At 43.7% G+C, this 22,635-nt stretch carries 18 protein-coding genes; 3 read left to right on the forward strand and 15 right to left on the reverse strand.

Going from position 1 to position 22,635, the window contains the following annotated elements:
• Window positions 1–16 precede the first annotated feature (16 nt).
• From AC1HCU_RS15090 to AC1HCU_RS15150, 13 genes are all read right to left on the reverse strand, one after another.
• Window positions 17–793: an NERD domain-containing protein gene (locus AC1HCU_RS15090; protein ID WP_238868664.1), complete on the reverse strand. Its 777-nt coding sequence runs from the start codon at window positions 791–793 to the stop codon at window positions 17–19.
• 41 nt (window positions 794–834) lie between these two features.
• Window positions 835–1,323 carry a hypothetical protein gene (locus AC1HCU_RS15095; RefSeq protein WP_238868665.1) on the reverse strand — a complete coding sequence of 163 codons (489 nt, stop codon included), beginning with the start codon at window positions 1,321–1,323 and terminating at the stop codon, window positions 835–837.
• 207 nt (window positions 1,324–1,530) lie between these two features.
• Window positions 1,531–2,907, reverse strand: a complete 1,377-nt coding sequence (locus AC1HCU_RS15100; protein WP_480367336.1) for a tyrosine-type recombinase/integrase — start codon at window positions 2,905–2,907, stop codon at window positions 1,531–1,533.
• Window positions 2,908–3,333: 426 nt separating this feature from the next.
• Entirely contained in the window at window positions 3,334–3,948 is a 615-nt protein-coding gene (locus AC1HCU_RS15105) for a tetratricopeptide repeat protein (protein ID WP_480367338.1), read from the reverse strand.
• Window positions 3,936–5,291, reverse strand: coding sequence for a tetratricopeptide repeat protein (locus AC1HCU_RS15110; RefSeq protein ID WP_480367341.1), 1,356 nt, complete (start codon window positions 5,289–5,291; stop codon window positions 3,936–3,938). The genes AC1HCU_RS15105 and AC1HCU_RS15110 overlap by 13 nt, the downstream gene beginning before the upstream one ends.
• Entirely contained in the window at window positions 5,273–7,444 is a 2,172-nt protein-coding gene (locus AC1HCU_RS15115; protein WP_480367344.1) for an urea transporter, read from the reverse strand. Before AC1HCU_RS15115 ends, AC1HCU_RS15110 begins: the two co-directional genes overlap by 19 nt.
• Window positions 7,445–7,472: 28 nt before the next feature.
• Window positions 7,473–8,828, reverse strand: a complete 1,356-nt coding sequence (locus AC1HCU_RS15120) for a hypothetical protein (RefSeq protein WP_480367346.1) — start codon at window positions 8,826–8,828, stop codon at window positions 7,473–7,475.
• 91 nt (window positions 8,829–8,919) lie between these two features.
• Window positions 8,920–9,969, reverse strand: a complete 1,050-nt coding sequence (locus tag AC1HCU_RS15125) for an ATP-grasp domain-containing protein (RefSeq protein ID WP_480367348.1) — start codon at window positions 9,967–9,969, stop codon at window positions 8,920–8,922.
• Window positions 9,956–10,207: a PqqD family protein gene (locus AC1HCU_RS15130; RefSeq protein ID WP_480367351.1), complete on the reverse strand. Its 252-nt coding sequence runs from the start codon at window positions 10,205–10,207 to the stop codon at window positions 9,956–9,958. The genes AC1HCU_RS15125 and AC1HCU_RS15130 overlap by 14 nt, the downstream gene beginning before the upstream one ends.
• Window positions 10,208–10,331: 124 nt before the next feature.
• On the reverse strand, window positions 10,332–10,766 hold the full coding sequence (locus tag AC1HCU_RS15135; protein ID WP_480367354.1) for a hypothetical protein: 435 nt from the start codon (window positions 10,764–10,766) through the stop codon (window positions 10,332–10,334).
• 48 nt (window positions 10,767–10,814) lie between these two features.
• Complete coding sequence (locus AC1HCU_RS15140; RefSeq protein ID WP_480367357.1) at window positions 10,815–11,378, reverse strand: hypothetical protein; 564 nt, start codon at window positions 11,376–11,378, stop codon at window positions 10,815–10,817.
• Complete coding sequence (locus tag AC1HCU_RS15145) at window positions 11,371–11,664, reverse strand: hypothetical protein (protein WP_480367359.1); 294 nt, start codon at window positions 11,662–11,664, stop codon at window positions 11,371–11,373. The genes AC1HCU_RS15140 and AC1HCU_RS15145 overlap by 8 nt, the downstream gene beginning before the upstream one ends.
• Before the next feature lie 130 nt (window positions 11,665–11,794).
• Window positions 11,795–12,331, reverse strand: coding sequence for an RNA polymerase sigma factor (locus AC1HCU_RS15150; RefSeq protein ID WP_480367362.1), 537 nt, complete (start codon window positions 12,329–12,331; stop codon window positions 11,795–11,797).
• A gap of 276 nt (window positions 12,332–12,607) precedes the next feature.
• Here AC1HCU_RS15150 and AC1HCU_RS15155 point away from each other — a divergent pair, with 276 nt between their 5' ends.
• On the forward strand, window positions 12,608–13,951 hold the full coding sequence (locus AC1HCU_RS15155) for a Gfo/Idh/MocA family oxidoreductase (protein ID WP_480367364.1): 1,344 nt from the start codon (window positions 12,608–12,610) through the stop codon (window positions 13,949–13,951).
• A gap of 89 nt (window positions 13,952–14,040) precedes the next feature.
• Here AC1HCU_RS15155 and AC1HCU_RS15160 read toward each other — a convergent pair whose 3' ends face one another.
• Window positions 14,041–15,471: a hypothetical protein gene (locus AC1HCU_RS15160; RefSeq protein WP_480367367.1), complete on the reverse strand. Its 1,431-nt coding sequence runs from the start codon at window positions 15,469–15,471 to the stop codon at window positions 14,041–14,043.
• 172 nt (window positions 15,472–15,643) lie between these two features.
• Window positions 15,644–17,032, reverse strand: a complete 1,389-nt coding sequence (locus AC1HCU_RS15165) for a DegT/DnrJ/EryC1/StrS family aminotransferase (RefSeq protein ID WP_480367369.1) — start codon at window positions 17,030–17,032, stop codon at window positions 15,644–15,646.
• Between the two features lie 737 nt (window positions 17,033–17,769).
• On the opposite strand from AC1HCU_RS15165, the gene AC1HCU_RS15170 reads away from it, so the two are divergent.
• Together AC1HCU_RS15170 and AC1HCU_RS15175 are read left to right on the forward strand one after the other, a co-directional pair.
• The gene (locus AC1HCU_RS15170; protein ID WP_480367372.1) at window positions 17,770–20,364 is read left to right on the forward strand and encodes a DUF4861 family protein; all 2,595 of its coding nucleotides are present in this window, start codon (window positions 17,770–17,772) and stop codon (window positions 20,362–20,364) included.
• A complete protein-coding gene (locus tag AC1HCU_RS15175) occupies window positions 20,361–22,601 on the forward strand; it encodes a hypothetical protein (protein ID WP_480367374.1) in 2,241 nt (746 codons plus the stop codon). The genes AC1HCU_RS15170 and AC1HCU_RS15175 overlap by 4 nt, the downstream gene beginning before the upstream one ends.
• Window positions 22,602–22,635: the final 34 nt, after the last annotated feature.

Genomic DNA, 22,635 nt, shown 5'->3' on the forward strand with positions numbered 1-22,635 from the left:
ATCGATTAATAATTCATTATTTTTCTTTAGAATATCTGCATTTTGGGTAATTTGAACAACCATAAAATTTTCCGTACTTACCTTTTCTCAATATTAAATTGCCTCCGCAACTTGGACAAATCAATTGCTTTTCTTTCTGATTCCTTTCAGATATACCAGTCTTAATCTGTTTTACTAGTTCTTTTTTTGCTTTTCTCTTATCTTTTCTGTCTTGAATATTAATTTTGTTTATCTTATTAGATATGACTTCAATCTCTCTAATCGATAAACATGGTATCCCTTTTTGCCCAATAATAGTTTTATATAGCCGTTTGCTATAAATTACGGGGACTATGGAATTTACGTTTTTGAGTATTGCAGTACCAGCAAAAACAACAATGGAGAAATACTTTATTTTACCGTAATCCGATAGAACATTTTTAATTGCATATATATGACCCCAATTTTGTTTAATCGGATTTCTAAATTTTGTTTTATTGCCATATATTGATTGTGTCCATTTTTCTGAATTCTCATGTCCATAAATCCAACCTGTGTAGTTCTTAGTCTCAATTACATAGATACCATATATAGAGATGACAATGTGATCTATCTGACAGTAACCTCTATTTGTTTTGATCAAAATATCATTTAGACTATAATATTCATCCTTTGGAAGCTTATTCAATTGTCTTCTAACCTTTGCCTCGCCTTTTTTACCTTTTAATATCGGTAGATACAATTTGTAAACAAAAGGTAAGATGACAATAATTAAAAACGCTAACAATAACAATATTTCATCGAAATTATGCAAGGTATTTTTTTATTATAATTATTGAGAGAACTTTATTTTGTTCATCTATCCAATAGCCCAGCTAAACAACGGTTTATTGCTTTTCTTATATCGTCAGCTTCTGTTTCTCCTTGTCCTTCAGCAGTACAAGAACTCATAAGTGTATGTGTTTTAGCGGAAATGAATTGGATCGTAACTTCAATTGTATAGCCACCAAGACCACCGGCGATATTTCTTTTACCGCTTTCTCCATAATTAACGATTAGGGTTTGGTCAATTAATTCTGGTTTTATCTCAGGCAATGCTATGAACCCTTCTTTGGTCAATATCCCGATTATAACATCACTTGGATTGACACTTTTGCTTGATGAATAATACTGTCCTCCGTAAGAAGACCCCGAACTTGAAGTCAAACTATTTGTTGATGCCACATATATGTATTTATAGTTCCCAATAAACTCGTTTTTTACAATTATAGGTGGTTTTAGAATAGCGCAGCTGTTAAAACCAGCGCAAATTATCAATAAAGAAAATAATTTCATTTTTTTCATAGCATTACTTATTTAGTTGACTTATAAGTTCAATCAGTCTTCCCTATTATACATTATTAATACATTTTTAGTAAAAACAAATATAGTAACTATTTTGATTGAACGTAGAATTGAATAAAAAATTAATTTATTAATTTCTATATTGTACAAATTCATTATATAACAGAGATTTTGTCTGAAAATGAGAAAATTACAATCTATAAAATACTAAATCACCCTCCCTGAGTTAATCGTAGCATACCTCTTCTCCGGATTCAGCAGCTTCATATTGATCTCTCTCCGCTTCTTGGCTGTCAGCTTCACATAGCCGGCAGTGACATCCTTCCTTGTACTATGGCCGACCATCTTTCTAACCACGATGGGGTTCACAAGTAATTCACTGGTGAGATGAGTGATGTAACTGTTCCGGGTATAGGAGGTCGATAGGTCCGGATCCAGTCCCAGCTCATTCGCTATCTGTTTGAGTGAAGTGTTGATGAGATCTAAACTGAGCCTCATCGCGTTGATAATTTTTCGCTCATTGTTATCAGTGGGTTCTATGCCATTCAGAAAGGGGAAGATATATCCATCCTGATCCTTGTTCCCTTGCCGGTTGATAATTTCAATCATAGGAGGAAGGATAGGTACATAGATAAATGTTGGTTTCGCTGTTTTTCTCAGTGTCTTTTTTCGTTGAAAGACGATTTCATTGTTTGATACATCGATGTTCTCATAACGCAACCGGCAGAGGTCTCCGAAATTCAATCCGTTGCAGTAGAACATGAATACGAATATGTCACGCGCGGTGGCCAGCGTAACATTTTCTGTCTGGTAATCTTCAATCTTCCATATCTGCTCGATCGATAACGCGATCTCTCTTCTGCCTCCTTCCGGAATGGCATATTTTCCCCTCGACACGCCAAAGGGGTACTTCTCAGCTTCGATATATGGTCTATCGCCTCTGTTATTGTTAATGATTGCTCTCAATGTCCTCATGTAGATTCCCATCGTGGCAGGAGAGATCTCAGTCTCGAACCAAAACTTCTCGCACTCTTCCAGGAACCCGGTGGTGATTTCCTCAAAATTGATCGTATGTTCAATATCCAGGACATCTTTCCCGATGGTAACATGTCGCTTCTCTCTACAGAGTGCGATGAATGCATTTTTATCAGCACGATTTTTGAGTTGCTTGAAATGCTTGAACCGCATCAATGCTTTTATGGTAGCTTTGTATACCCCTGCACTGCCCAGCCTAAATTCACTTTCCAGGTAATCGATCTTATTTTTAAAAGCTTGATTCACGGTGATCTCTTGTGTGTCAATGTTCAGAAATCTTGAATTGAAGGCTGTAAGGGTGAATTGATTTTTTGATGCCAGATCATCGATAATCGGCTTGATTGTAGAGTGAAAGTATTTATCTAACAAGGCCTTTGTCTCAGTGTGTTTTCTCAAATTACGATTTAAGAAAGCATCCCATTCCTGATCATCGTACTTTAACCCGGTAAAATAGTAAGATTGTTTACGCAGAAAAGTAACGCGCCAATAGATTGGTTGCTCATTTTTGTTCCTGCCGTTCTTTATTTTCCGAACCAGTGAAATTTTCACCCCCCTAAATGTATAGTTTATCAAAGCATTACAAAATTAATTGGGTCATACATAGGTCATACAAATGTAGAAAAACATCGAAAAATAACCAAATATATAGATAAAATTAACATTGGTGAAAATCATAAATAGCAGAAAAACAGATAAATAATATATATTGGTAAGAATCGATATATTATGTTTGCGGCCTCTTAATCAATGGGTCGAGGGTTCGAGCCCCTCCGGGGTCACTACAATGCCAAGCACTTGCCGATCAAAATCGGTAGGTGCTTTTTTCGATTTAATGGGTTACTCATTTCACTTGTCTCCGTTTTTTAGTTTTTTACTAAATGGCTTTACATGCGAAAAGACCTTGTTAGATTCGCCTGCGGCTCTCAATCTATCAATATGAAGCTGCCGTCTTTTGCGGGAAGAACCGCTTAAATCTTATTTCAACAGATTCAGTCCATCTTTTGCCGACTGGTCAGCCGGGGAGATGATCAGCACGATATTGAAGAGCCGTTTTGCTTCATTCTTCTTGCCAAGAAAATATTTTGTCCAACCGCACATCAGGGTGGAATAGTAATCGAAGGGATACATGCGTTGTATCTTGTCGAAATAAATCTCTGCCTGCAGGAAATCTTTCCTGTAATAGTAGATATTTCCCAGTGCGTAGTTCACTTTCGAGTTCATCTTGTCGAGGGTGAGGATTTGCTTGTACACCTTTTCCAACTCATCACTGTTTTTCTGTGCTTCCAGTGGATAACAGAGACCCAGCAAGGCTTCCACAGCCTGTGGCTCCAGTTTTACAGCCTGTTGATAAAACTTCTTACTTGTTTCGTAGTCTTTTGAGAGATAATAGAGCCATCCCAGACGTAGCGACTTGTGGTAGTCGTAACCGTTCACGCCGTTCAGTTCACCTATCGCCTTTTCATAGTCGCCCGACGATTCATAACGATAGCTGGCGGCAAATATCTGCGATGGATCTACCTGGGCATTGACACCCACTGAGAGTAGCAGCAGGAGAATAAATATCCCCGTTTTTTTATTTAAAAGTTCCATGACAATGCGATGTTTACAAGGTGATTATTGTATTTGTATGTGGTATAATTGATTTCTGAAAAGGCATATCCCTCTTTTTGCTGCCATTGATACCCCGCGTTCATCGTTATTTTCCTGAGATACCAGGAGAGGGAGAGACCCGCCAGTGCCTTGATAGGATCGTAGGTATCATATACCTGAAACGAACGTTCGGTAATATAATTCAAATGGTTCCCGAGGCTGGCATTTGCATCCAGCCATATTGGTCCCGACAGTTTCATCCCGAAATGCTGAGATAGTATGTATTGTTTCCTGAACCATCCATTGGGGGTGTAAACAAGGGCAGCAGTACTAATCCCATAGAAGTTGAGGTTTCCCAGCGGATAGTATGTAAGCGAGCCTTTTGCCTGATATTGATCTGTTTCCCCGAAGTTGGAATAAGCCACGGCAATTTCCGGGAGCGCATAGGTAAACCGTTTGTTGAGAAAGGCAAGCAGCGAATAGGCTGAAATTCTCTTTCCGCTTGAAGTGTTGTAGGAGAACGGTGCTCCATAGCCTCTTGCAGCACCTTGACCTGTTGCCATGATGGAGATGTTGCCGGGTTTCCCTATGTTGTAATATCCTCCGGCAACCCCCCAGGTTATATTGGAGGGAGAGAAGAACTCCAAGGCTGCGACCAGCTGATGTTGTGAAAGATTGTCTTCCATTATCACCGTTGTACCGGCGGATCGCTGAAAGCGGGTATTATACAGCTGGTATCCCAGCTTGAATTTTGTCCGTTCTGATAGTTTGAACCCGACACCCAGGGTGGAGAAAATCATATTCTGGTATTGGTTGAGCGAGTCAAACCCTACGATAGTATGTGTGCCTGGCCTATTGTCGTTGGTCATATAACCACCGGAAAGAGATATCTTATCCATCACCGATGGGGTATACCCGACAATGGCCTGTGTATGAGGAGCCATTGTCTTGGCGAGGATGGCTGCATTTTCTTTCTGTCCGCTCAGCAGATAGGCATAGTATAGACTCTCCTTCAGAGCAGGATCGTCCGGCGTTTCTGAAAGCGTTTTCTTGTAAAACGTCGCTGCCTTTGCATAGTTCTTCAGCGCATAATAGGCAATAGCCGTACGGTAGTCGAGATAGTAGAAACTGATACCCTCTCGACGAGCTTTACGGCTTGTTCCGATCAGACTCCGGTAATCCCCGTCCAGGTACTGGCGGTAGGTGAGACTGTCGGTCTGCGTCATACGCAGATTATTAATCCTGGTCAGACTATCCATCTGCTCAGGGCGCAGGCTATCCTGAGCACGCAGGGAAGAGATTACCAGGATAATAGTAAGAAGTGTCATTCCCAGTCGATACATAATATCCGTTTTTGTGCGTTAATCTCTATTTTTTTTCTGGTGATGCTCACCGTTACCTCTTTTCTTTGATGTAAGAAATGGAGGAACGATGTTTTCGTCGTAATGCGGTAACCAATTTTCTCCGGATAATGAATATTGTCTGCTTCAGAGAGTACCGACTCGTACCGTATGCGGGTAAACAGAATGAAGGGAGAGAGAAAATCCTGGATCCATTTCGTTCCCACAGGATGTTCTTTCGTAAGCGGTACCCAGTCCTTTATTGTAATTCCTTTTTCATTGGACAGCAGCAGTTTGAAGCAGCTTCGATAAAAAAAGTAGAGGGGAGACGATTTCTTTCCTTCGAAATCGGTGAAATAGAATAGTGTTCCGTCATTCTCGAAGTAGGCTGTCGACCCGGTTTTATCGCAGCGAATGTAAGTTTTGTTATAGGCATCTGTCGCAATTCTCCACAACCATGCTTCATTCTCCTGTTTCACGCGGAGCAATCTGCCCGGCTTGGCCTGCATGGCTTCACTGGCCAGTGATGAAAGAGGTACATTATAGATGATGCTCCCCTCTTTGGGCGTTTCCCCGATACGGAGAACCGGTTTGTTGTCATGTTCTTCAAAAAAATAGCCGAAGGGGTAGGGGTGGGTCATCGCACCTATTTCCGGTGTCAACTGTACCTGGAAATGTAGATGCGGCGCGGGGGAGCGTCCCGAGTTACCGCAGGCGGCCACTACTGTCCCCTTTTTTACATAATCACCGATGCGTACCCTGAAGCTATCCTTCCTGAGATGACTCATCTGTGTATAAAGACCATTCAGATGGTTAATGACAATGCTGTTTCCCCAGTTTTTCTCCGTGTCCACATTGTTGATGGTATTTTCATCGGTGATGTTACTAATCATGTAGACATAGCCGTCGGCGGGGGCCAGCACCGGCTTGTTATAACAATAAAACTCCTCCTTTTGGGCGCATTGTCCGAAGCAGCTCTTTCCCTCTTCGTCGGTAATTACAAAATCGAGGGCTTTGCCCCATTCCCCCAGATGGGTGATGCCCCCGTCATACCCCTGACTCACCGTCCACTTATCGAGAAACGGGAGTTGAAATTTGAAGAGCATGCCCTGACCGAAGCGCTGCATGTAATTGACGTTTTTGTATACTGTCTTCTCGGGATTGTAGTACTGAATGAAGGGAAAGATAAAAAAACGGTTATTGCTCCGTTGTTTAAGAATATACAGTACGAGCATCGACAGCAGGCTGAAGGAGAGGGTATAGGAGGAGATGCCGATACCTGCTATCAGGTTCTCGATACCCGTGTAGAACAGGAAGAGGACAGGAGTGAGCCCTATCACGAGTAGATAGCTGTAGCTGTTGGGGACAATGAAAAAACTGCCGATGGCCATTCCCCAGAAGATGTAGTTGACCCCGGCAAGATCCTGTGTCAGTTCACGGATATCAACACCCATCAGCTTACTGGTCACAAACGCAAAGAAAAAGCCCAGAAAGGCGACTGTCGATTTAATTCTTGAATGGTAAAGCAACGCGATCACCAGTATTGCTCCCACCAGGATACTGTCTGTAAAGAAGATGGAAGCCATTGTCTTCAGATAGTAGTAGAGCATTTGTGGCAGCTGCAGATGATCGAAGACGTGTACGGCATCATACCAGGGTACTTGCATCTGTTCTGCCAGCAACACCGTAAACCGCTCGAACGGCAGAATGGGTATGATATAGGTGAATGTATTAAAGGAGAGATCGACCAGTGCGAGCGTGAACACAAACGGGAGGGTGAGTATGGGTATCTGATGTTTCGCGAACATGGTTTCGAACCATATGGTCAGCATGAAGCCGAGGATAACAGCCAAGATAAAAAGAATACCAAAGGGAAGATTGAAATGAAACTTGTATACCATGCTGATGCCGATAAAGATGGCGTTAAAACCATACAGTCCGGAATTTATTTTCGCTTTGGAGAAGCCAAGCAGATGGGCCAGAAGGTTTGTCATTGCCACGGCGGCAAGGCCTCCTGTACCGAGCCGGAAGTCAAGCATGCTCAGGAGCAACAGCAAAATGCCATATGCATTGTGCTGAGAAAAAAATATCTGGGCATAGCTGTGGACGATGCCGTTCAGGTGTAATTGTCCGTTGGATTGAATCTGCCACCCCATATCTTCTTTACTGCTTATATTCCCTGTCTTAAAGGTTGAAATTTTGCAGATGATCAGGCAAACGCTCCTGTTCCACGATGCTTTCCATTGTTTCGTTCTCGCGTATCAGATTCACCTTCCCGGTCGTATCGATCATCACCACGTTGGGACGTAGTGTAATGAACTGCATCCATTGTGTCATGTTGTATGCACCCACCTCATGGATTACTACCCTGTCACCTCTCTTCAGCAGTGGCAGGCTTACACTCTCGCGGATACAGTCGATATTCATGCACAGCGGTCCGTAAAGAGCCATATCTTCGGCATGCTGTGTGAACTCCTGTGCCGGAGATATACGGTGATTATACCAGAAAGAGGTGAAGAGGATGTTCACACCGGTGTCCAGTATGGTGGCTCGTCGTCCGTCGGAGAGGCGTTTGGTTGCCAGAACCGAGCCCAGCAGATATCCGGCTTCATCGATCAGCGCGCGTCCTGTTTCAAGGATCAGCAGCGGCAGTTCATCGGGACTGAAACCGAAATGCATGATCGTGTTCACGATGGCCTCTGCATAGTCGTCGAAGGTGGGGATGATGTCAACTCCCTGAAGATAAGAGCCCTTGAGCGTATTTGAAGAGCAAAATCCGCCTCCCATATCGATGTATTTCACCTTTACGCCGGTCTTGTTTGCCGTAACCTGCGCCAGCTCGCACAATTTCTGCGTGGCAACGGCATAGGCACCGGGAGTAAGCATGTAGGTGCCGATATGACAGTGAAGGCCTTCCAGGTCGAGGTTCTTTTGGGTAGCGATTTTCATGATGGCATTCCAGGCCTCGCCCGATTCATAATTAAAACCAAAGCGATCCCATTGCGGATAAACGCCCGTATCCATCGTGACGCGGATGGCTACACGTGCTCTTTTTTCTGTTTCTTCCAGAATCTCTATCAGCGTGTATAGCTCGTCGAAGTGATCAATATGAATCAGTGAACGATTGTCGACCGCCCTCATTAAATCATCAGCAGACTTGTCGGGGCCATTGAAGATGATCAGGTTGCCGGGTACGCCGTTTCCCAGTGCTTTCCGGTACTCAAATCCTGAAACCACCTCTGCCCAGCTCCCTTCCTGATGAAAGACACGACAGACAGCATCCAGGTAGTTGGTCTTGTAACTCCAGGCAAACTGTACTTTCGGATAACGCATGGTGAAGGCTTTCAACGCCCGGCGATAGGTCTGACGGATCTTTTTCTCACTGATGACAAACAGGGGTGAACCATATTGATCCATCAGGTCACTGATCGCCACTCCCTCAATCTGTTTCACTGGCCTCTGCTCTGTTCTGCTGCCGAACTTATTCAGTAAACCCGTGTTCAGCTTCTGAATCACCGGTCGTTCATAGTCTGGTTTCATCTTTGTATCTTTTATTTCTGCTACAGGTTAAGTCCTTGCTTATATTACGGTGTGTTGTTGAACGATCTCGTCGCCGGTATGTCACGAGCGGTTATTTCTCACCGGCAGTTGAGATTTTCTCGAATTCAGAGATATCTACAATCATATCATAGGAGTAACGGATAAACATTTTTCCACTCCTATACTGTGTAAACGGTTTTACTTCTTCACCCAGTGCCATCTTCACCAGTGCTTCGGCATGATTCTGTCCGCAGCCGTTTGCCAGGTAAACCCACGCCGGAAAACGGGGATTCATCTCAATGAGATAATACTCTTCTTTCCGGGTCTTGATAAACTCCAGTTCACAACCACCCCGCCACTGACTTTTTTCAATGATATTGCGTGAGATCTCCATCAGCTTGTCGTCCTCCAGCGAGATCCCCGACCAGGCTTTACCCTTGTCGGTGATATAGAGTTTCCTCATCGGTACGGCTCCAATACAGGTGCCTTTCCCGTTGCCCAACGCAGTGACGTTTACCTCTGTGCCGTTGACAAACTCCTGGACAATGACCGGATATCCCCATTTGGCGACGATCTTGTAAAAATAGGAAGATGCCTGTTCAAGGGAAGAGACGATGTAGGCATCGTAGTAGCGGCCCTTGATCACCATGGGATAGTCTATCTCCTCCTCCAGCTTTTTCAGTTCCTGAACCTGGGAGATCATGTGACTGGCAGGCACCCGTACCCCGTATTTCTCGCCGAATTTGTTCAGTTCCGCTTTCTGGCGCTCCTCAAACGCGTCGTGTGAGGGAAGGAAGGTGGCCATGTTGAGCTCCTCCTGCATCCATTGGCTTATTTTGATGAAATTGTGCAGTTCCGCATCGAAATTGGGTATGATCACATCCGGTTTTTCTGCCTCGTGAATATATTGCAGCCGCTCCTTCAGTACCGTGGTGCCGGCAGTGGGTAGCGGTAACTGGTATACCTTGTCTACCAGTTCCTGCATATAGATTCCCGGCTCCAGCGTTTCGTACGAGAGGCCGATGATCCGGACATCAAACTCCCGGCTCTCCTTCAACGCCCGGATCACAGGAATCCCCGGCCCGGGGCTGTCGATGTTGTTCAGTCCGGTAACGCCTACGGTAATTTTACGCCTCTTCATATGCGGTGAGCTGGTAACTCTTAAGCATTGACAGGAAGTCGTTAAGATCTATCTCCGCGGTATTTCTGTCGAGTTCAAATTCTTCCTGAAACGCTTTTAGTATCGTTTCTTCGTTTTCCTCCGCCTTTAGCTTCCGAAGGACAAATAGGCCGGTCTCGTTCACGCTGAAACTGTCGCCCGTGAGCGGGTTGAAGATGAATCCTGTTTCGCTGATGGCTATGTTTTTCCGAATATACACTGGTTTCTATATTAAGAAGTTAGTCGTTACTTCTGCAATGGTTGAATATGTTGAATTGATGCGGTAAATTTATAAAATAATCGGGAGATCACTCCCGATTATGCCATTTTTTATTCCCGTTTTTTCACTCTCTCCGGTCACAGATACCATTGTTATTGGCATCTATAAAATTTGCCTGTCCTCCTTTTCCGTTTCTAAGACCGGCACCTTTTCCCGGACCACGTCCCTGGCCGGGCGTTCCGTTCTCATAATTGTCGCAAACGCCGTTCTTATTGGCATCCACAAAATTCCTGCCACCTCTGCCGCGACCGTTTCTCATGCCGCAGCACATTCCTTTTCCTCTGCCACTGCCGTCAAGGAGGCGTTGCTTCCCGTTGGCATTCGGGTTGCCGGGCGTTCCGTTCTCAAAATTGTCGCAAATACCGTTGTTGTCCTTATCCACAAAAGCGGGTCCTTGCTGAGTGGTGGTAGTCTTCTCCTTTTTTTCCGGCTCCTGGGCTGCGACCAGACCGACAGAGAGTAACACTGCCAATGCTGAAATAAAAATTTTTGTTCTCATTTTTTTCTGAATTTAATTGGTTTATTGTCTTGATATTATTTTACTTTTTCATTCACTTCTGCCGCCTCTACCATACCTGTGTCTGTGTCTTTGACCTGTGGCGATACTGTCGTTCCACTGATAAGCTCTGCCCCGGTTTACGGTACCGTCACGGAAGAGCGGGAGGAAAGCCTGTTGCAGCTGTTCGCACTGTATGGAGTCGCACACTGTTCTCAGCTGAAGATAGAAAGTGTTGGTTATTTTTTTTAGCTCGGCATGGTGACTTCCCACCTGTTGTGAAAGGTCGTTCAGCCGGTTTGTGTCAGGTGTGGGACTGTTCAGCTCCGCAAACATCACGTTCTTCAGGGAATCCATCCCGAAGATCAAATCGTTCGCTCTATATTGAAAGGAGCGATGTGCCTCCCTGAAAACATTCATTTGCGCATCATCGAAACCGAGTGTCTGCCTGAAGTATCTGCCGTTGAGCGGATTCTGCCGGTTCTCGTCGAGCACGGTGGTGACATTGTCACTGTTACTCTCACGGTTCCGGAGGAGTATGGTGCCGATGGTTGTCAGATTAAGCGTCACCAGTAGTGCGATGACCCACCAGAGTATTTTAATCGTTTTATTCATCCTCTCCGAGATTATAATATCCTAAATTTTCAATCTGTCTGTCGTTGATATTCAATATCCTCTCTTTTGTCCCGCTCTTTACATCACTGCTCCCGATAGAAACTCCCAGAAAGGCGACTGCGGCCATGCCGGCTGCAAGTGCAAGGGTCTGCCAGAGCGTGTTTTTTTTTCTCTCCACTTTTTCCAATCCTTCAATTTTCGCCATGACCCTGGTGGATAGGTATGGATTGGGAATCGTCTCCTTTTCACGCCGGATAAACTCGTCAATATGTTGTTCCGTTTTCATTACGACCGATTGTCTTTGTTTGTTTTCGACTGCTTAATTTATTCATGATTCACATGCGTGACTGAATAAACTTGCCCGTTTTATTTTTTATTCACTCCTAAAATAATTAGACAATCACTCTGCCGTTTTCCTACGGGATACTCAGTTTTTTTTTCAGATTCTCCTTCGCTCTTTGCAGTAGCTGCTCTATCGCTCCCTCCGAACGGTTCATCACCGCTGCAATTTTTTTCTGTGGCAGCTCCTCATAACGGCTAAGAATAAAGGCTGTCCGCTGTTTTTCCGGAAGGGAGTCTATCGCCTCTCCGATGCGTTTATTTCGTTCCGCATATTCCAGTTCTTCCAGCGGAGTCTTTTCTTCGCTACGGAGTGAGAAGATGGTTTCCAGGGATTGCAGCAGTCTGTTTTTTCTGTTGCTACGGAGAGCGTTGAGGCTCGCGTTGACGGTAATCCTGTAGAGCCACGTAGAGAATTCTGCGTTGTGCTGAAAGGTGGAAAGCGATTGGTATATCCTGATAAAGACATCCTGGGTGACCTCTTCCGCGTCTTCTTTCGTGTGGACAAAACCCATGACGGTGCGGAATACCTGTTGCTGGTACTTCTCCATCAGGCTTTTAAAGGCAGCATGGTTGCCAGAAATAATATCATTTATTAGTTGTTCGTCCGACATTCAGCGCTGTTTGCAATTCATTGGTATGTTAGACAACAAAAAAACTTCTTTCCTACGGCTAAGGTATAAATAAAATTGTTACCAGTAGATTGGTGATCACAGAATGCAGCTCTATCTCCGGTATAAAAATAACGTCCACAAAACAAAAATCTTATTATCAATATTTTTTCTTTTACAAATCAGCTGCGTTTTTTGATGACAATAAAACGTTAATCGAAAAAGTTGCCGGAATTAATTCTTTAAATTTGTACTTTATTGATATTCATAAAAAATACTATGACTACAAGAAGAGAATTTATCAAAAACGTGGCAATTGGCACTGCAGCAGTATCTGTGGGTGGTGTCTTGCCTGGATTTAGTGCAAAGAGCTATCAAAACATCGTCGGTTCCAACGAAAAGATAAAGATGGGTGCCATAGGTGTAAACTCACGAGGAAATGCCCTGGCAGGAGGATTTGCCCGGGAGAGAGGATGTGAGATTGCTTATGTTTGTGATGTGGATAAACGGGCCATGGAAAAATGTATTGCCAATGTGAAAAAAATTGCAGGCAATACCCCACAGGGAGAGAAGGATTTAAGAAAATTGCTTGAACGCAAGGATCTTGATGCTGTAATCATAGCAACGCCTGAACACTGGCACGCCCCGGCTGCTTTGATGGCGATGAAGGCCGGAAAAAACGTCTACCTGGAGAAACCCACAAGTCATAATCCTGCTGAAGATGAGATCCTTTTACAAGCGGTTAAAAAGTATAACGTGGTGACGGCAACAGGCATGCAGCGAAGATCCTGGCCCAATGTAATAAAAGCCGTTCAGGAAGTGAAGGAAGGTATCATCGGAAAGGTCTATTTCGGAAAAGCATGGTATGTAAACAACAGGCCTTCGATCGGTACCGGAAACGTTACAGCCGTGCCCGATTGGCTCGACTGGGAACTGTGGCAGGGCCCGGCACCAAGGGTAACCAGCTACAAGGACAACTATCTCCACTATAACTGGCATTGGTTCTACAATTGGGGTACCGGTGAAGCAGGAAACAATGGTGTGCATTTTCTTGATATTCTCCGTTGGGGAATGGACTTGACCTATCCTACCCATGTTGATTCTTCAGGAGGCAGATACCTTTATAGTGATGACTGGGAATTTCCAGATACACAGATCGTGAACCTCGAATTTGGAGGCAACAAGCTGATCACATGGGAAGGCCGGAGTTGCAACGGTCGAAATATTGAAGACTCTTCGGTAGGCTGCGCATTCTACGGCGAATCCGGCACCCTGGTGATCGGAGGAGGAAATGCTTACAAGGTGTATGATCTGAAGAACAAGCTTGTAAAAGAGGTAACCAGTGAAATGAGTTTTAAGGCCGGGGATACTACAAATCCCACCCAGCAATTAGACTCGTTCCATTTTTCCAACTTTTTGGACGGCATCAGAAAAGGGTCTACGCTTAATGCCGATATTAACGTAGGATGTATCAGCACAACCCTGGCACATTTAGGGAATATAGCCCAACGCACAAGAACTACATTCGAGACAAATCCCATCAACGCCCACATTATCAATAACCGTGCAGCCAGCAAACTGTGGAGCCGGAAATATCAAAAAGGTTGGGAAATGAAATTATAACCCGTTTTGTGAAAATTCTCTCTCGTAAGTCGCCAGAATCGTGGAACCTATGTGTACATGGATGCTGGATAATGCGGAGTGTTTTCATTTTATGACCTTTTTAGTTTATCATTAATGGATTGGATTGCATTTAAAATAATCATTTCAGAATCCTCAGTCACAGGGCTCGATAATATTTCATACCCCCCTTCACGATAAGCCTTTTTTGTGCCGATATAAAACGGACCGTAATCTCCATAAGCAGCCATTGCCACAAATTTATCAGGAGCCATTGCTTTTGCGGCCAATTGATATTCCACGAATAATTCCCCAGGCATAAAGAATATTTGCGCTTTATTAACAGTAAGGCAGCCAATGTCAATGGCTTTCCCTTCCATTCTGCGTTTGTACCATCCTAATCGCCCCATATTGTTTGCCAGGTAAGTGCCGTCACTTGCCTTCATTTTTTGTTCGATTTCGGCTGTAGCAGGGTTTGCCGGTAATAGAAGAGGCTCCGTTGTCCACTTGACATTCTCTGCGGAAATACGATATTTTTTTGTGTTACCCCAGGCGCGTTCCATTCCGTCAGCCATTCTTTGAGCCAATGCAAGACGATTTTCATGGCTACCGTCGTTGTATTTACCTGCGGCAATATTTCCTCCCGCACCGTTAAAGTGGATATGTAATGCATCAGGAACGGCCAACTGACGCATGTATCGGGCAATTCCGGGGAAATCGGGGTTTGCAATTCCTGTACGGTAATAGCTTTGTGGATGGGTGGCATAAAAACTCAAAACGGCCAACGGTTTATCCCTGTTCCAGAAACTAATTAGTGAGACATCCGGATCGATCAGCCCTTCAGGTTTACCTCTCAGCAGAGGGTCTTTACAAGAAGAACCCCGCATTGTCCTTATTTTACCATCCACCCTGTCTATTCTCCGGTTTGAGGCAACCTCATAAACCGGAGCCTTACCCAGACCTATGTAGCTGACAGGCTGCAAATCTTTGACGGTATTGCTGATTGTATTCTGGATATTTCTTATGAGTACCCTTGCAAAGGAACCGTCAAAGCACCCTGTGGGAATATTTTTTTCTTTTAATAATCTCTCTGCCGTAAAATCACAGATAGGCGCATCATGTTGGTGAACGGTATGCACTGCTACCCGTTCCGGCGTTGTTCCGGCCGCAATGGCCAAAGATTGTTTAAATACCTCTTGTGATTCGTTAGAGATTCCTATCCAGTCAATGGCACATAGCACTATTGGCGTTCCCACTCCTATTAATACAACTCCTTTTGCCCGCAGGCCTACATCAGATGAATTGCTCATCCGATCATATGTCAGCAGACTGCCGATGGGCGGTGTTGCATCTACGTCAAATACGCCGATCATCAACTCTCTGGATAATTTTTCAGGTTTCATGTCTATATGCAAGGACGCATTTTCCTCCACAGTTTGGATGGTATTTGCAGTGGCTGCAATAGCCGTTCCCGCAGTGATGATTGATAAAAACGATCTTCGAGATATATTTTTTGATTTCATCTCATTGTCTGTATTTTAAACTGAAATACTTCAAATTGATTGACAATCTATAAAGATATTCATTTCTTACTGATAAATCTATTTGAGAGATTTTTGTTAGCTGATTATCAAAGATGATTGTGCAAGAAAAATTCACACAATACAGAAAAGCCAAAATAGAAAGAATTTAGGTTTATTTGAGTTTTGCAACGTTGTTGTGGATTTTATCCACCGCGTTGATAATATCGTCCATGTCGGATTTTGATCCGAGCATCAGTCCTCCATGCCAGATCCAGAGGGCTGAGTTAAAAGTCTCAATCAATTCAGGACAGTGATTTTTTTGTTTATATTTTTCAAAATCCAGCTCGTCTGCCGTGTAAAATTTTTTATAAATGTCTGATTTAAACACTTCATGGAGCATCGGTTGAGCGTAGAGCGGATCGTTCGGATAACCGGTGCCCACAGGAACCCCTTCTGCATTGAGCGCCTCAATGAATCGTTTACGGGGAAGCCCTCCGAACTTGTCCTGATTATAAACCATCGCATAAATGTAATAGGATGCGGCGGTTGCCCCTTTGTGTAATTTGACCGGTGTGATACCAGGGTATGCGGAGAGCTTTTCATTCAAGTATGCCCCATTCTCGTTTCTTATTTTATGTTGCTCTTCGAGTTTTTCCATCTGGCATAATCCTATAACCGCTTGATACTCGGCCATGCGTATCTTGTTTGCCAAAATGAGCGCTGAAATGGAACTGATCTGTCCGGACACAGAACCTGACGCGTAACCGAAATTGTGGTACGAGTATAGCCGGTCATAATATTCGGTATCGTCAGTCAGAATCCCGCCACCTTCACCAATGGGCAGGTTTTTCGATGCCTGGAAGCTGAAGCAACCGGCATTGCCGAAAGTTCCGACTTTCTTTCCGCCAATTTCCGCGAGGTGAGCCTGGCAAGCGTCTTCCACGACGAAGAGGTTATGTTCCTTAGCAATCTTCATAATGGTGGGCATATCAGAAGGATATCCGCAGATGTGGACTGGCAGGATACCCTTGGTGCGCGGAGTGATCTTCTTCTTGATTTGTTCGGTATTTATTTGAAAGGTCTCCGGATCAATATCCGCCCATACCGGCATGGCGCCTTTGTAAAGGATCCCAAAAATTGAAGCACTGAACGTGTAAGGGGAACAAATTACTTCGTCACCGGGACCAATATTAGATTGCATCCAGGCGGCACTCAACGCATTGGTACCGTTGACCGTAGAGAGGCAGTGCTTCGAACCGTGCATTTCTGCCCATTTTTTTTCAAATTCTGTCACATTCCGGCTGCGTGACCAGACTCGGTTGCCCATCACTTCGCTCATTTTTGGGTTGAACTTTTCAGCATCCCATTGCGGCCAGTTTTGCCATTTTTTATTACCCCGAACGGGAGTACCGCCGAGAAGTGCGAGTGAGCCTGCCGTATCCCGTGAATTTCCAAAAACGGGTGTAAAATCCGAAGTTGTTACCCCTGCTGTAGCGGCTGCTACCGTACCTGCCGATACGGTTGTTAAGAATGATCTTCTGGTTATTTTTTTTGTTTTCATTGTCTTTTTGCTTATTTATTAGAAATTATTGTTGTTTACTGAAAATCCACAATCATTTTTTAAATCTGAACCTATCTTACATCATATGTCAGGATTTCGGAAATTGCCATGACCTCAGACAGTCAGATTTAAAGTCTTTATCCACTTCAAGCATATCGAACTTTCTTATTTGCTCATCATAAAATAAAGTGGTTCCAACCATGCGTATTCAACATTTAGCGATTTCAACAAAAGTATCGAGAAATCAAAAATAATTATCGGATGATATTGATTCATAATTGATGGCAAAGCGAAAGTCCAATATCTGAGATGAAAATAGAGAACAAACGTTAATTGATATCGCTAATTTGCGAATTTTCAACCTCAAAAAACGTTACAGCCTGTTTTTTGTACCTTGACAGATAAAGTATGACCCATAGAAGATCATCATAACCCTCAGAAGAAGATAAGCTCAACGGATAGAAAGACACAAAATACTTTGATACGTTGGATAAAGCAGAATGGAAATAATTACAACGTTTTCAGAGGAAGCCTTTTCGCAAAATTAAACATTTTTCTTTCTAATTTCAACTTCATTTGTATGATGAATGGAGTTAGATGGGAGGGTATAATCCATAGTAAGCGTAAAAAAACAATTTTAGTTCTGAATAAATTGATACTCAAAGACGACGAATTATAGTTAATGCACAGATAATTGTCTATGAATTGAAGAATATAAAACTCTAATAAACTAGCGTATGAAGTTTGTTTCCTTTCGTCTTAAGTTCCCTGCTTTTATAGTCATATTGTTGTTTTGTGGTAATTTGTACTCTCAGGGTACTTTCACTGTGGAAAAACAAAAAGCCTTTGAAACTGTATTCGGGGATGCCGTTGTACTTGACTCCGTGATAGTGGAAAAGGTGAAAAATGATACGTTGGGGAAACGTCACTATTTGGATACCGATAACGATGGAAAACCGGACGAGGTGTGGTTCATCGATACAGATCCACGCCATAACGATCGCCACCGCCCTATCCTGGTAAGGGTAATAGACGAGAATAATAACCTGGAATACAGCAAGGAGCCAGATAAGCATGGAGATCTTTGGGTGGCCGATTGGAATGCGGATGGCCTGGTTGATGCGGTGATCGGCTACGAGGATACTGATGAAGATGGAGATGTTGACCATATGGGAATGTACTTTGTTGATCAAAGAAATGGGCTCCGGGCATGGTGGCTCATAGATGACGGGGATGATAACCTCCTTGGTTACGATGTCGATTATATTTATTATCAGATTCCCTGCCAAAGCCATACGCACTTTGGCGGGAATGAGAGCTTGATCTCCATGTATTTTGATCGGGAGAAAAAACAATGGGTGCCATTTTGGGAAAACCCTTTCCTTTTTTATGATTCTGATAACGATGGTGTTACGGAAGAAGTAGTCCGGATTGAAGGTGAGGGTGATATCATGCGATTCCTTAGATGGAGTTTTAACGTGAATCCCATCAAGGGAGAATTTCGAAATTTTGATGTTGGGATAACAGCTTGTGCTCCAGGTTGGAATGAGAAAAGTGGAAGAGAGAGTGCATTCACGTTACGTCTCGGTGAAGATCAAACTGAGTCTTTTAAATTAAGAGGGTTTCCAACCGGACAAGTGGTGAAAAGATCAGCGGCCAGGGAAAATTTGAAATCCATTCAATGGGCACGCGTACTGATGACTTGGGATGAAAACGACCTGAACACTGCGTGGGACAGGCCTGGAGATAAGATAGAGAGATGGGAGGGAATTATATCGGTAGGAGTAAAAGAGCCGGGATATCACATGCCTCAAGTAGGAGGCCCCGATTGCGGACCTTTTAATAAACGCTACGAATTGGTGTTACATCCTGCCGGAGCTAACGAGTTTTACTTTAATCCAGCGGATCACAGGATTCATATCAAGAACAGCAATAGAATGTGGATCAACGTAGATTATAACGGTGATCTGCAAACAGATATGGTTTACACGTGGAAAGACATCGATAACGATGGCGTGATGGATCGAGTGGAAATTGACCTGGATGGAGACAGGCAGACGGATGATTGGTATGATTTAGATATCACGGGGATCTGGGACGTTGGCTGGAATTTTAATGATCTTAATAATGCACGTGCTCCCGTATTGCGGGAGGAACCTGAAAGGAAGTATTATTTGATCCAATCCTTGTTTTCGGTCATGAAAAATAGCACTATAGCGTATGAAAAGGATTCAGTCTGGGTATTTATTGAAAACAAATTCCAAGGACAAGGGTATTCGAACGAGTTAGCCATACGCTTGTTAACGAGCGACGAGTCAATTTTGTATTACTTGACCCTGGTGCAAGACCGAGCCATCTTCAATCTCAAGAAGGACGGGGAAGAAAACACCAATTTCTGGAAACGGTTTAACGTGGCACGAGGTAAGGGTGATACCCTCGAAATGGCACGATTGGTAAACGAATTCTTTAACACGGATAATCCTCCCGAGGATTATGATAAATGGATTCAACGGCTCCGAAAAGAAGAAGACAGACCCATGGTCGCCTGGAGTAATGATTGGCTTCCTCCAAACTGGGGATGGGAGTCAGAACAAGCTGCATTCCGGTTTTATGACGGCCATTTTGACTTGTTCGGGAAAAGAATGGATACCTTGATTTATCCCAATATAAAGGAGGGTAAGAGCTACCATCTCGATCAGAATAAATGGGGCATGGATATCCTGCATGTGGGGGCGTCCAGCGGTATCGGCGGTTTGACGCTCTATGTAAACGGGCAAGCTTTCCCCATAAGAAGCACTGCCAAGGAAGGGAACAATATGGATTTTTCCGGTAAAATAATAGAAGAAAGCCACGAGAAAGTATTGCTGGAGTTTGCCATTGAGAACGTGGGTGACCCATCGAACCCCCATACCGTGAAGATACGGCCCGCGGCAATGGCCGGCAGATCCGATTCTCCTATTGAAGTAGTCGTGGAAGGAGGCGATTACAACGATAAGATAGAACTGGGTATCGGGTTGACGAGATTACCCGAGGAAGATTTCTTCTTTGATAAAGACGCCGGGGTCATGGGATCATGGGGTTTTCAGGAGCCTGAAATTGGATGGATAGGAATGGGAATACTATTTCCGGTAAATAAATTTATCAAAATGGTGTCCCTGCCCAACGAGCATCAAGTGATTATTAATTGTGAGTTAAATAACCCCGTTCATTATTCTATCGCAGGGACATGGCTCAGGGGGCATCAGTTTCCATGCTGCCCTGTTGCTGACGACTGGGCAGAGACTTTGAAGAGCTATCCAAAGCCCGACAAATCAAAAGAAGAACCGTTATGACCGTTATGAAACATTTTATCTTATTTGTGCTATGTGGCATTATTTCATTATTGAAACTCATGGCGGTACCCGATGAAGACGGTATCGTGATTGAAAATGATGAAATTCGGTTAGTCCTCACACAGGATGCGAGAGCACACAGCTTGATTCATAAACCTTCCGGAGAAGAGTGCCTGATTGTAGGATCGAATGCTCCCGTTTTCGCCTTGACAGAATATCGGCCTTATGACCCTGAGAACATGTTGACATATGTGGCTAAGTCAACTACTTATCCTGCAAGTAAGGTCGTGCGAAAGGGAGACACCTTATTTGTTGATTTTGACAGGATAGCATATACAGCCATTATCACACTGAATATTACCCCCTACTATATCGGTTTTAATCTAATTCAACTTGATTATTCCCTCGAAGAAATATCCCAGTGGAAAAGGGTAACCGAAATTGATGAATTTACTATCCTTCAATTGCCTGTAAAAAAAAGAGATACTTTTGGGGAGTGGTTAAACGTCGTGTGGGACGAGACTATTGCAGTTAATGTAATAGGCACCAGTCTGTATACAAAAATTGACAGCGAGGATAGAGGCGATCATTTTTTGTTGACGGCCGGAATGGAGAACGAAGTGAAATTGTTGGACGTGGGAGCGGCGTTGATAACTACAAGTAAAAATAAGCTCTTGGATTATTTGGCAGTATTTGAAAAGGACTATGGTCTTCCCCGGGGAGTTGAAAGCAGGCGATCCGAAGCCTATGGCTATTCTTATTATGAGATGCGAGGTTTGACAATCAATAATATTGATCAACACATCGAGTACGCTAAAAAAGGTGGTTTTAAAATGATCGTTATCTATTGGAGTGATTTCGCGAGTTCGTTGGGGCATTTCCCTTGGAGAAAAGAGTACCCAAACGGCATGGCCGATTTGAAGGAAATCTCCGGTAAAATAAGAGCAGCAAAAATGATTCCTGGTTTCCACATTCATTATAATAAAGCAACTTGGAATGACCCGTACTTGCTTCCCGTGCCCGACCCGAGATTAAACTTGTCGAGAATATTTACGCTGGCTCGATCTATTGATGAAAATGCCACTGAAATTGAAGTCGAGGAAAATCCGCGTAACAGCGCGATGGAGAACGGGCGAAGAATTTTAAAAATCAATCGCGAGCTCATCGAATACGAAAGCTATACAACTACCCGTCCTTACAAGTTCACAGGATGTAAAAGGGGACGATTGAAGACGGAACCTCAAAGAGCCGATGGGGGTATCAAGTTTGGACTCTTAGACGTGGATACTTCTCCTCGCTATGTGAGATTCGACCAACGTACAACCATTCAAGATGAAGTTACCGAACGTTTGGGGAATATAATAGACGAAGCGGGGTTCGAGTTTCTCTACTTTGATGGCGGCGAAGACGTGCATCCACCGTATTGGTACTATGGAGCCAAAGCCCAATTAGATATATATAACGCACCCATTACAAAGCCTCTGCTCTCGGAGGGAGCACTAAAGACACACTTTAGTTGGCACATTCTTACCCGGGCAAATGCGTACGACACGTTTAAGCCCGAGGTATTCAGGGACGGGGTGAGAAAATACATGATGAATGGTGCCCAATACATGGCAGAGAACTTCACTTCAGTTAACTTCGGTTGGAATATATACCAGGCTCCCACGCCCTCCTCTGATGGTTACCAGCCGGACATGTATGAGTTTGTATGCAGCAGGGGCGCAGCATGGGATTCTCCCATCTCGTTAGTTGTGACTTCTCCTGATGAACTGATCAATCATCCCCGGACAGAAGACAATCTGGCAGTCATTAAAAAATGGGAAGAAGCAAGAATGGCGAACCTTTTCACGGATGAACAAAAAGAGATGCTAAAAGATCCGTATCAGGAACATATTTTATTGAAAATTGATGGTAACCACGAGTTGCTACCCTACAAAAAAGTTCCTGATTTCGCCAGTGGCGACCCCGACGTTAGTGCTTTCCTGTTTATCAGGGACAGCAAAACATGGGTGGTTTATTGGCATAAAAATGGTGCTGGTCAACTTGAAATACCTATCTCCGGCAAGGCCATGAAAGTATATAATCGCGAGATGACGGCAGAGGATGATCATACGAGATCAGGCTCTGTGCAAATATTACCAATCGACAACAGGAGATATTTAGCGTTTGATCTACCCGAAAGGGAAGTGATTGAAATATTGAGGCGAAGCAAAGTTATTGATAGGGCAGATTAACGGGTACTTACGAATGATCTTTCATGAGACACTG

The sequence above is a fragment of the Proteiniphilum sp. LBM24028 genome, assembly GCF_056629195.1.

Excerpts from the sequence above, each read along its gene's own strand:
- AC1HCU_RS15095 (WP_238868665.1), bottom strand. The coding sequence starts at position 1,323 with ATGAAAAAAATGAAATTATTTTCTTTATTGATAATTTGCGCTGGTTTT.
- AC1HCU_RS15165 (WP_480367369.1), bottom strand. The coding sequence starts at position 17,032 with ATGAAAACAAAAAAAATAACCAGAAGATCATTCTTAACAACCGTATCG.
- AC1HCU_RS15120 (WP_480367346.1), bottom strand. The coding sequence starts at position 8,828 with ATGAAACCAGACTATGAACGACCGGTGATTCAGAAGCTGAACACGGGT.
- AC1HCU_RS15125 (WP_480367348.1), bottom strand. The coding sequence starts at position 9,969 with ATGAAGAGGCGTAAAATTACCGTAGGCGTTACCGGACTGAACAACATC.
- AC1HCU_RS15160 (WP_480367367.1), bottom strand. The coding sequence starts at position 15,471 with ATGAAATCAAAAAATATATCTCGAAGATCGTTTTTATCAATCATCACT.
- AC1HCU_RS15170 (WP_480367372.1), top strand. The coding sequence starts at position 17,770 with ATGAAGTTTGTTTCCTTTCGTCTTAAGTTCCCTGCTTTTATAGTCATA.
- AC1HCU_RS15115 (WP_480367344.1), bottom strand. The coding sequence starts at position 7,444 with ATGGGGTGGCAGATTCAATCCAACGGACAATTACACCTGAACGGCATC.
- AC1HCU_RS15175 (WP_480367374.1), top strand. The coding sequence starts at position 20,361 with ATGACCGTTATGAAACATTTTATCTTATTTGTGCTATGTGGCATTATT.
- AC1HCU_RS15155 (WP_480367364.1), top strand. The coding sequence starts at position 12,608 with ATGACTACAAGAAGAGAATTTATCAAAAACGTGGCAATTGGCACTGCA.
- AC1HCU_RS15105 (WP_480367338.1), bottom strand. The coding sequence starts at position 3,948 with ATGGAACTTTTAAATAAAAAAACGGGGATATTTATTCTCCTGCTGCTA.
- AC1HCU_RS15110 (WP_480367341.1), bottom strand. The coding sequence starts at position 5,291 with ATGTATCGACTGGGAATGACACTTCTTACTATTATCCTGGTAATCTCT.
- AC1HCU_RS15145 (WP_480367359.1), bottom strand. The coding sequence starts at position 11,664 with ATGAAAACGGAACAACATATTGACGAGTTTATCCGGCGTGAAAAGGAG.
- AC1HCU_RS15135 (WP_480367354.1), bottom strand. The coding sequence starts at position 10,766 with ATGAGAACAAAAATTTTTATTTCAGCATTGGCAGTGTTACTCTCTGTC.
- AC1HCU_RS15150 (WP_480367362.1), bottom strand. The coding sequence starts at position 12,331 with ATGTCGGACGAACAACTAATAAATGATATTATTTCTGGCAACCATGCT.
- AC1HCU_RS15140 (WP_480367357.1), bottom strand. The coding sequence starts at position 11,378 with ATGAATAAAACGATTAAAATACTCTGGTGGGTCATCGCACTACTGGTG.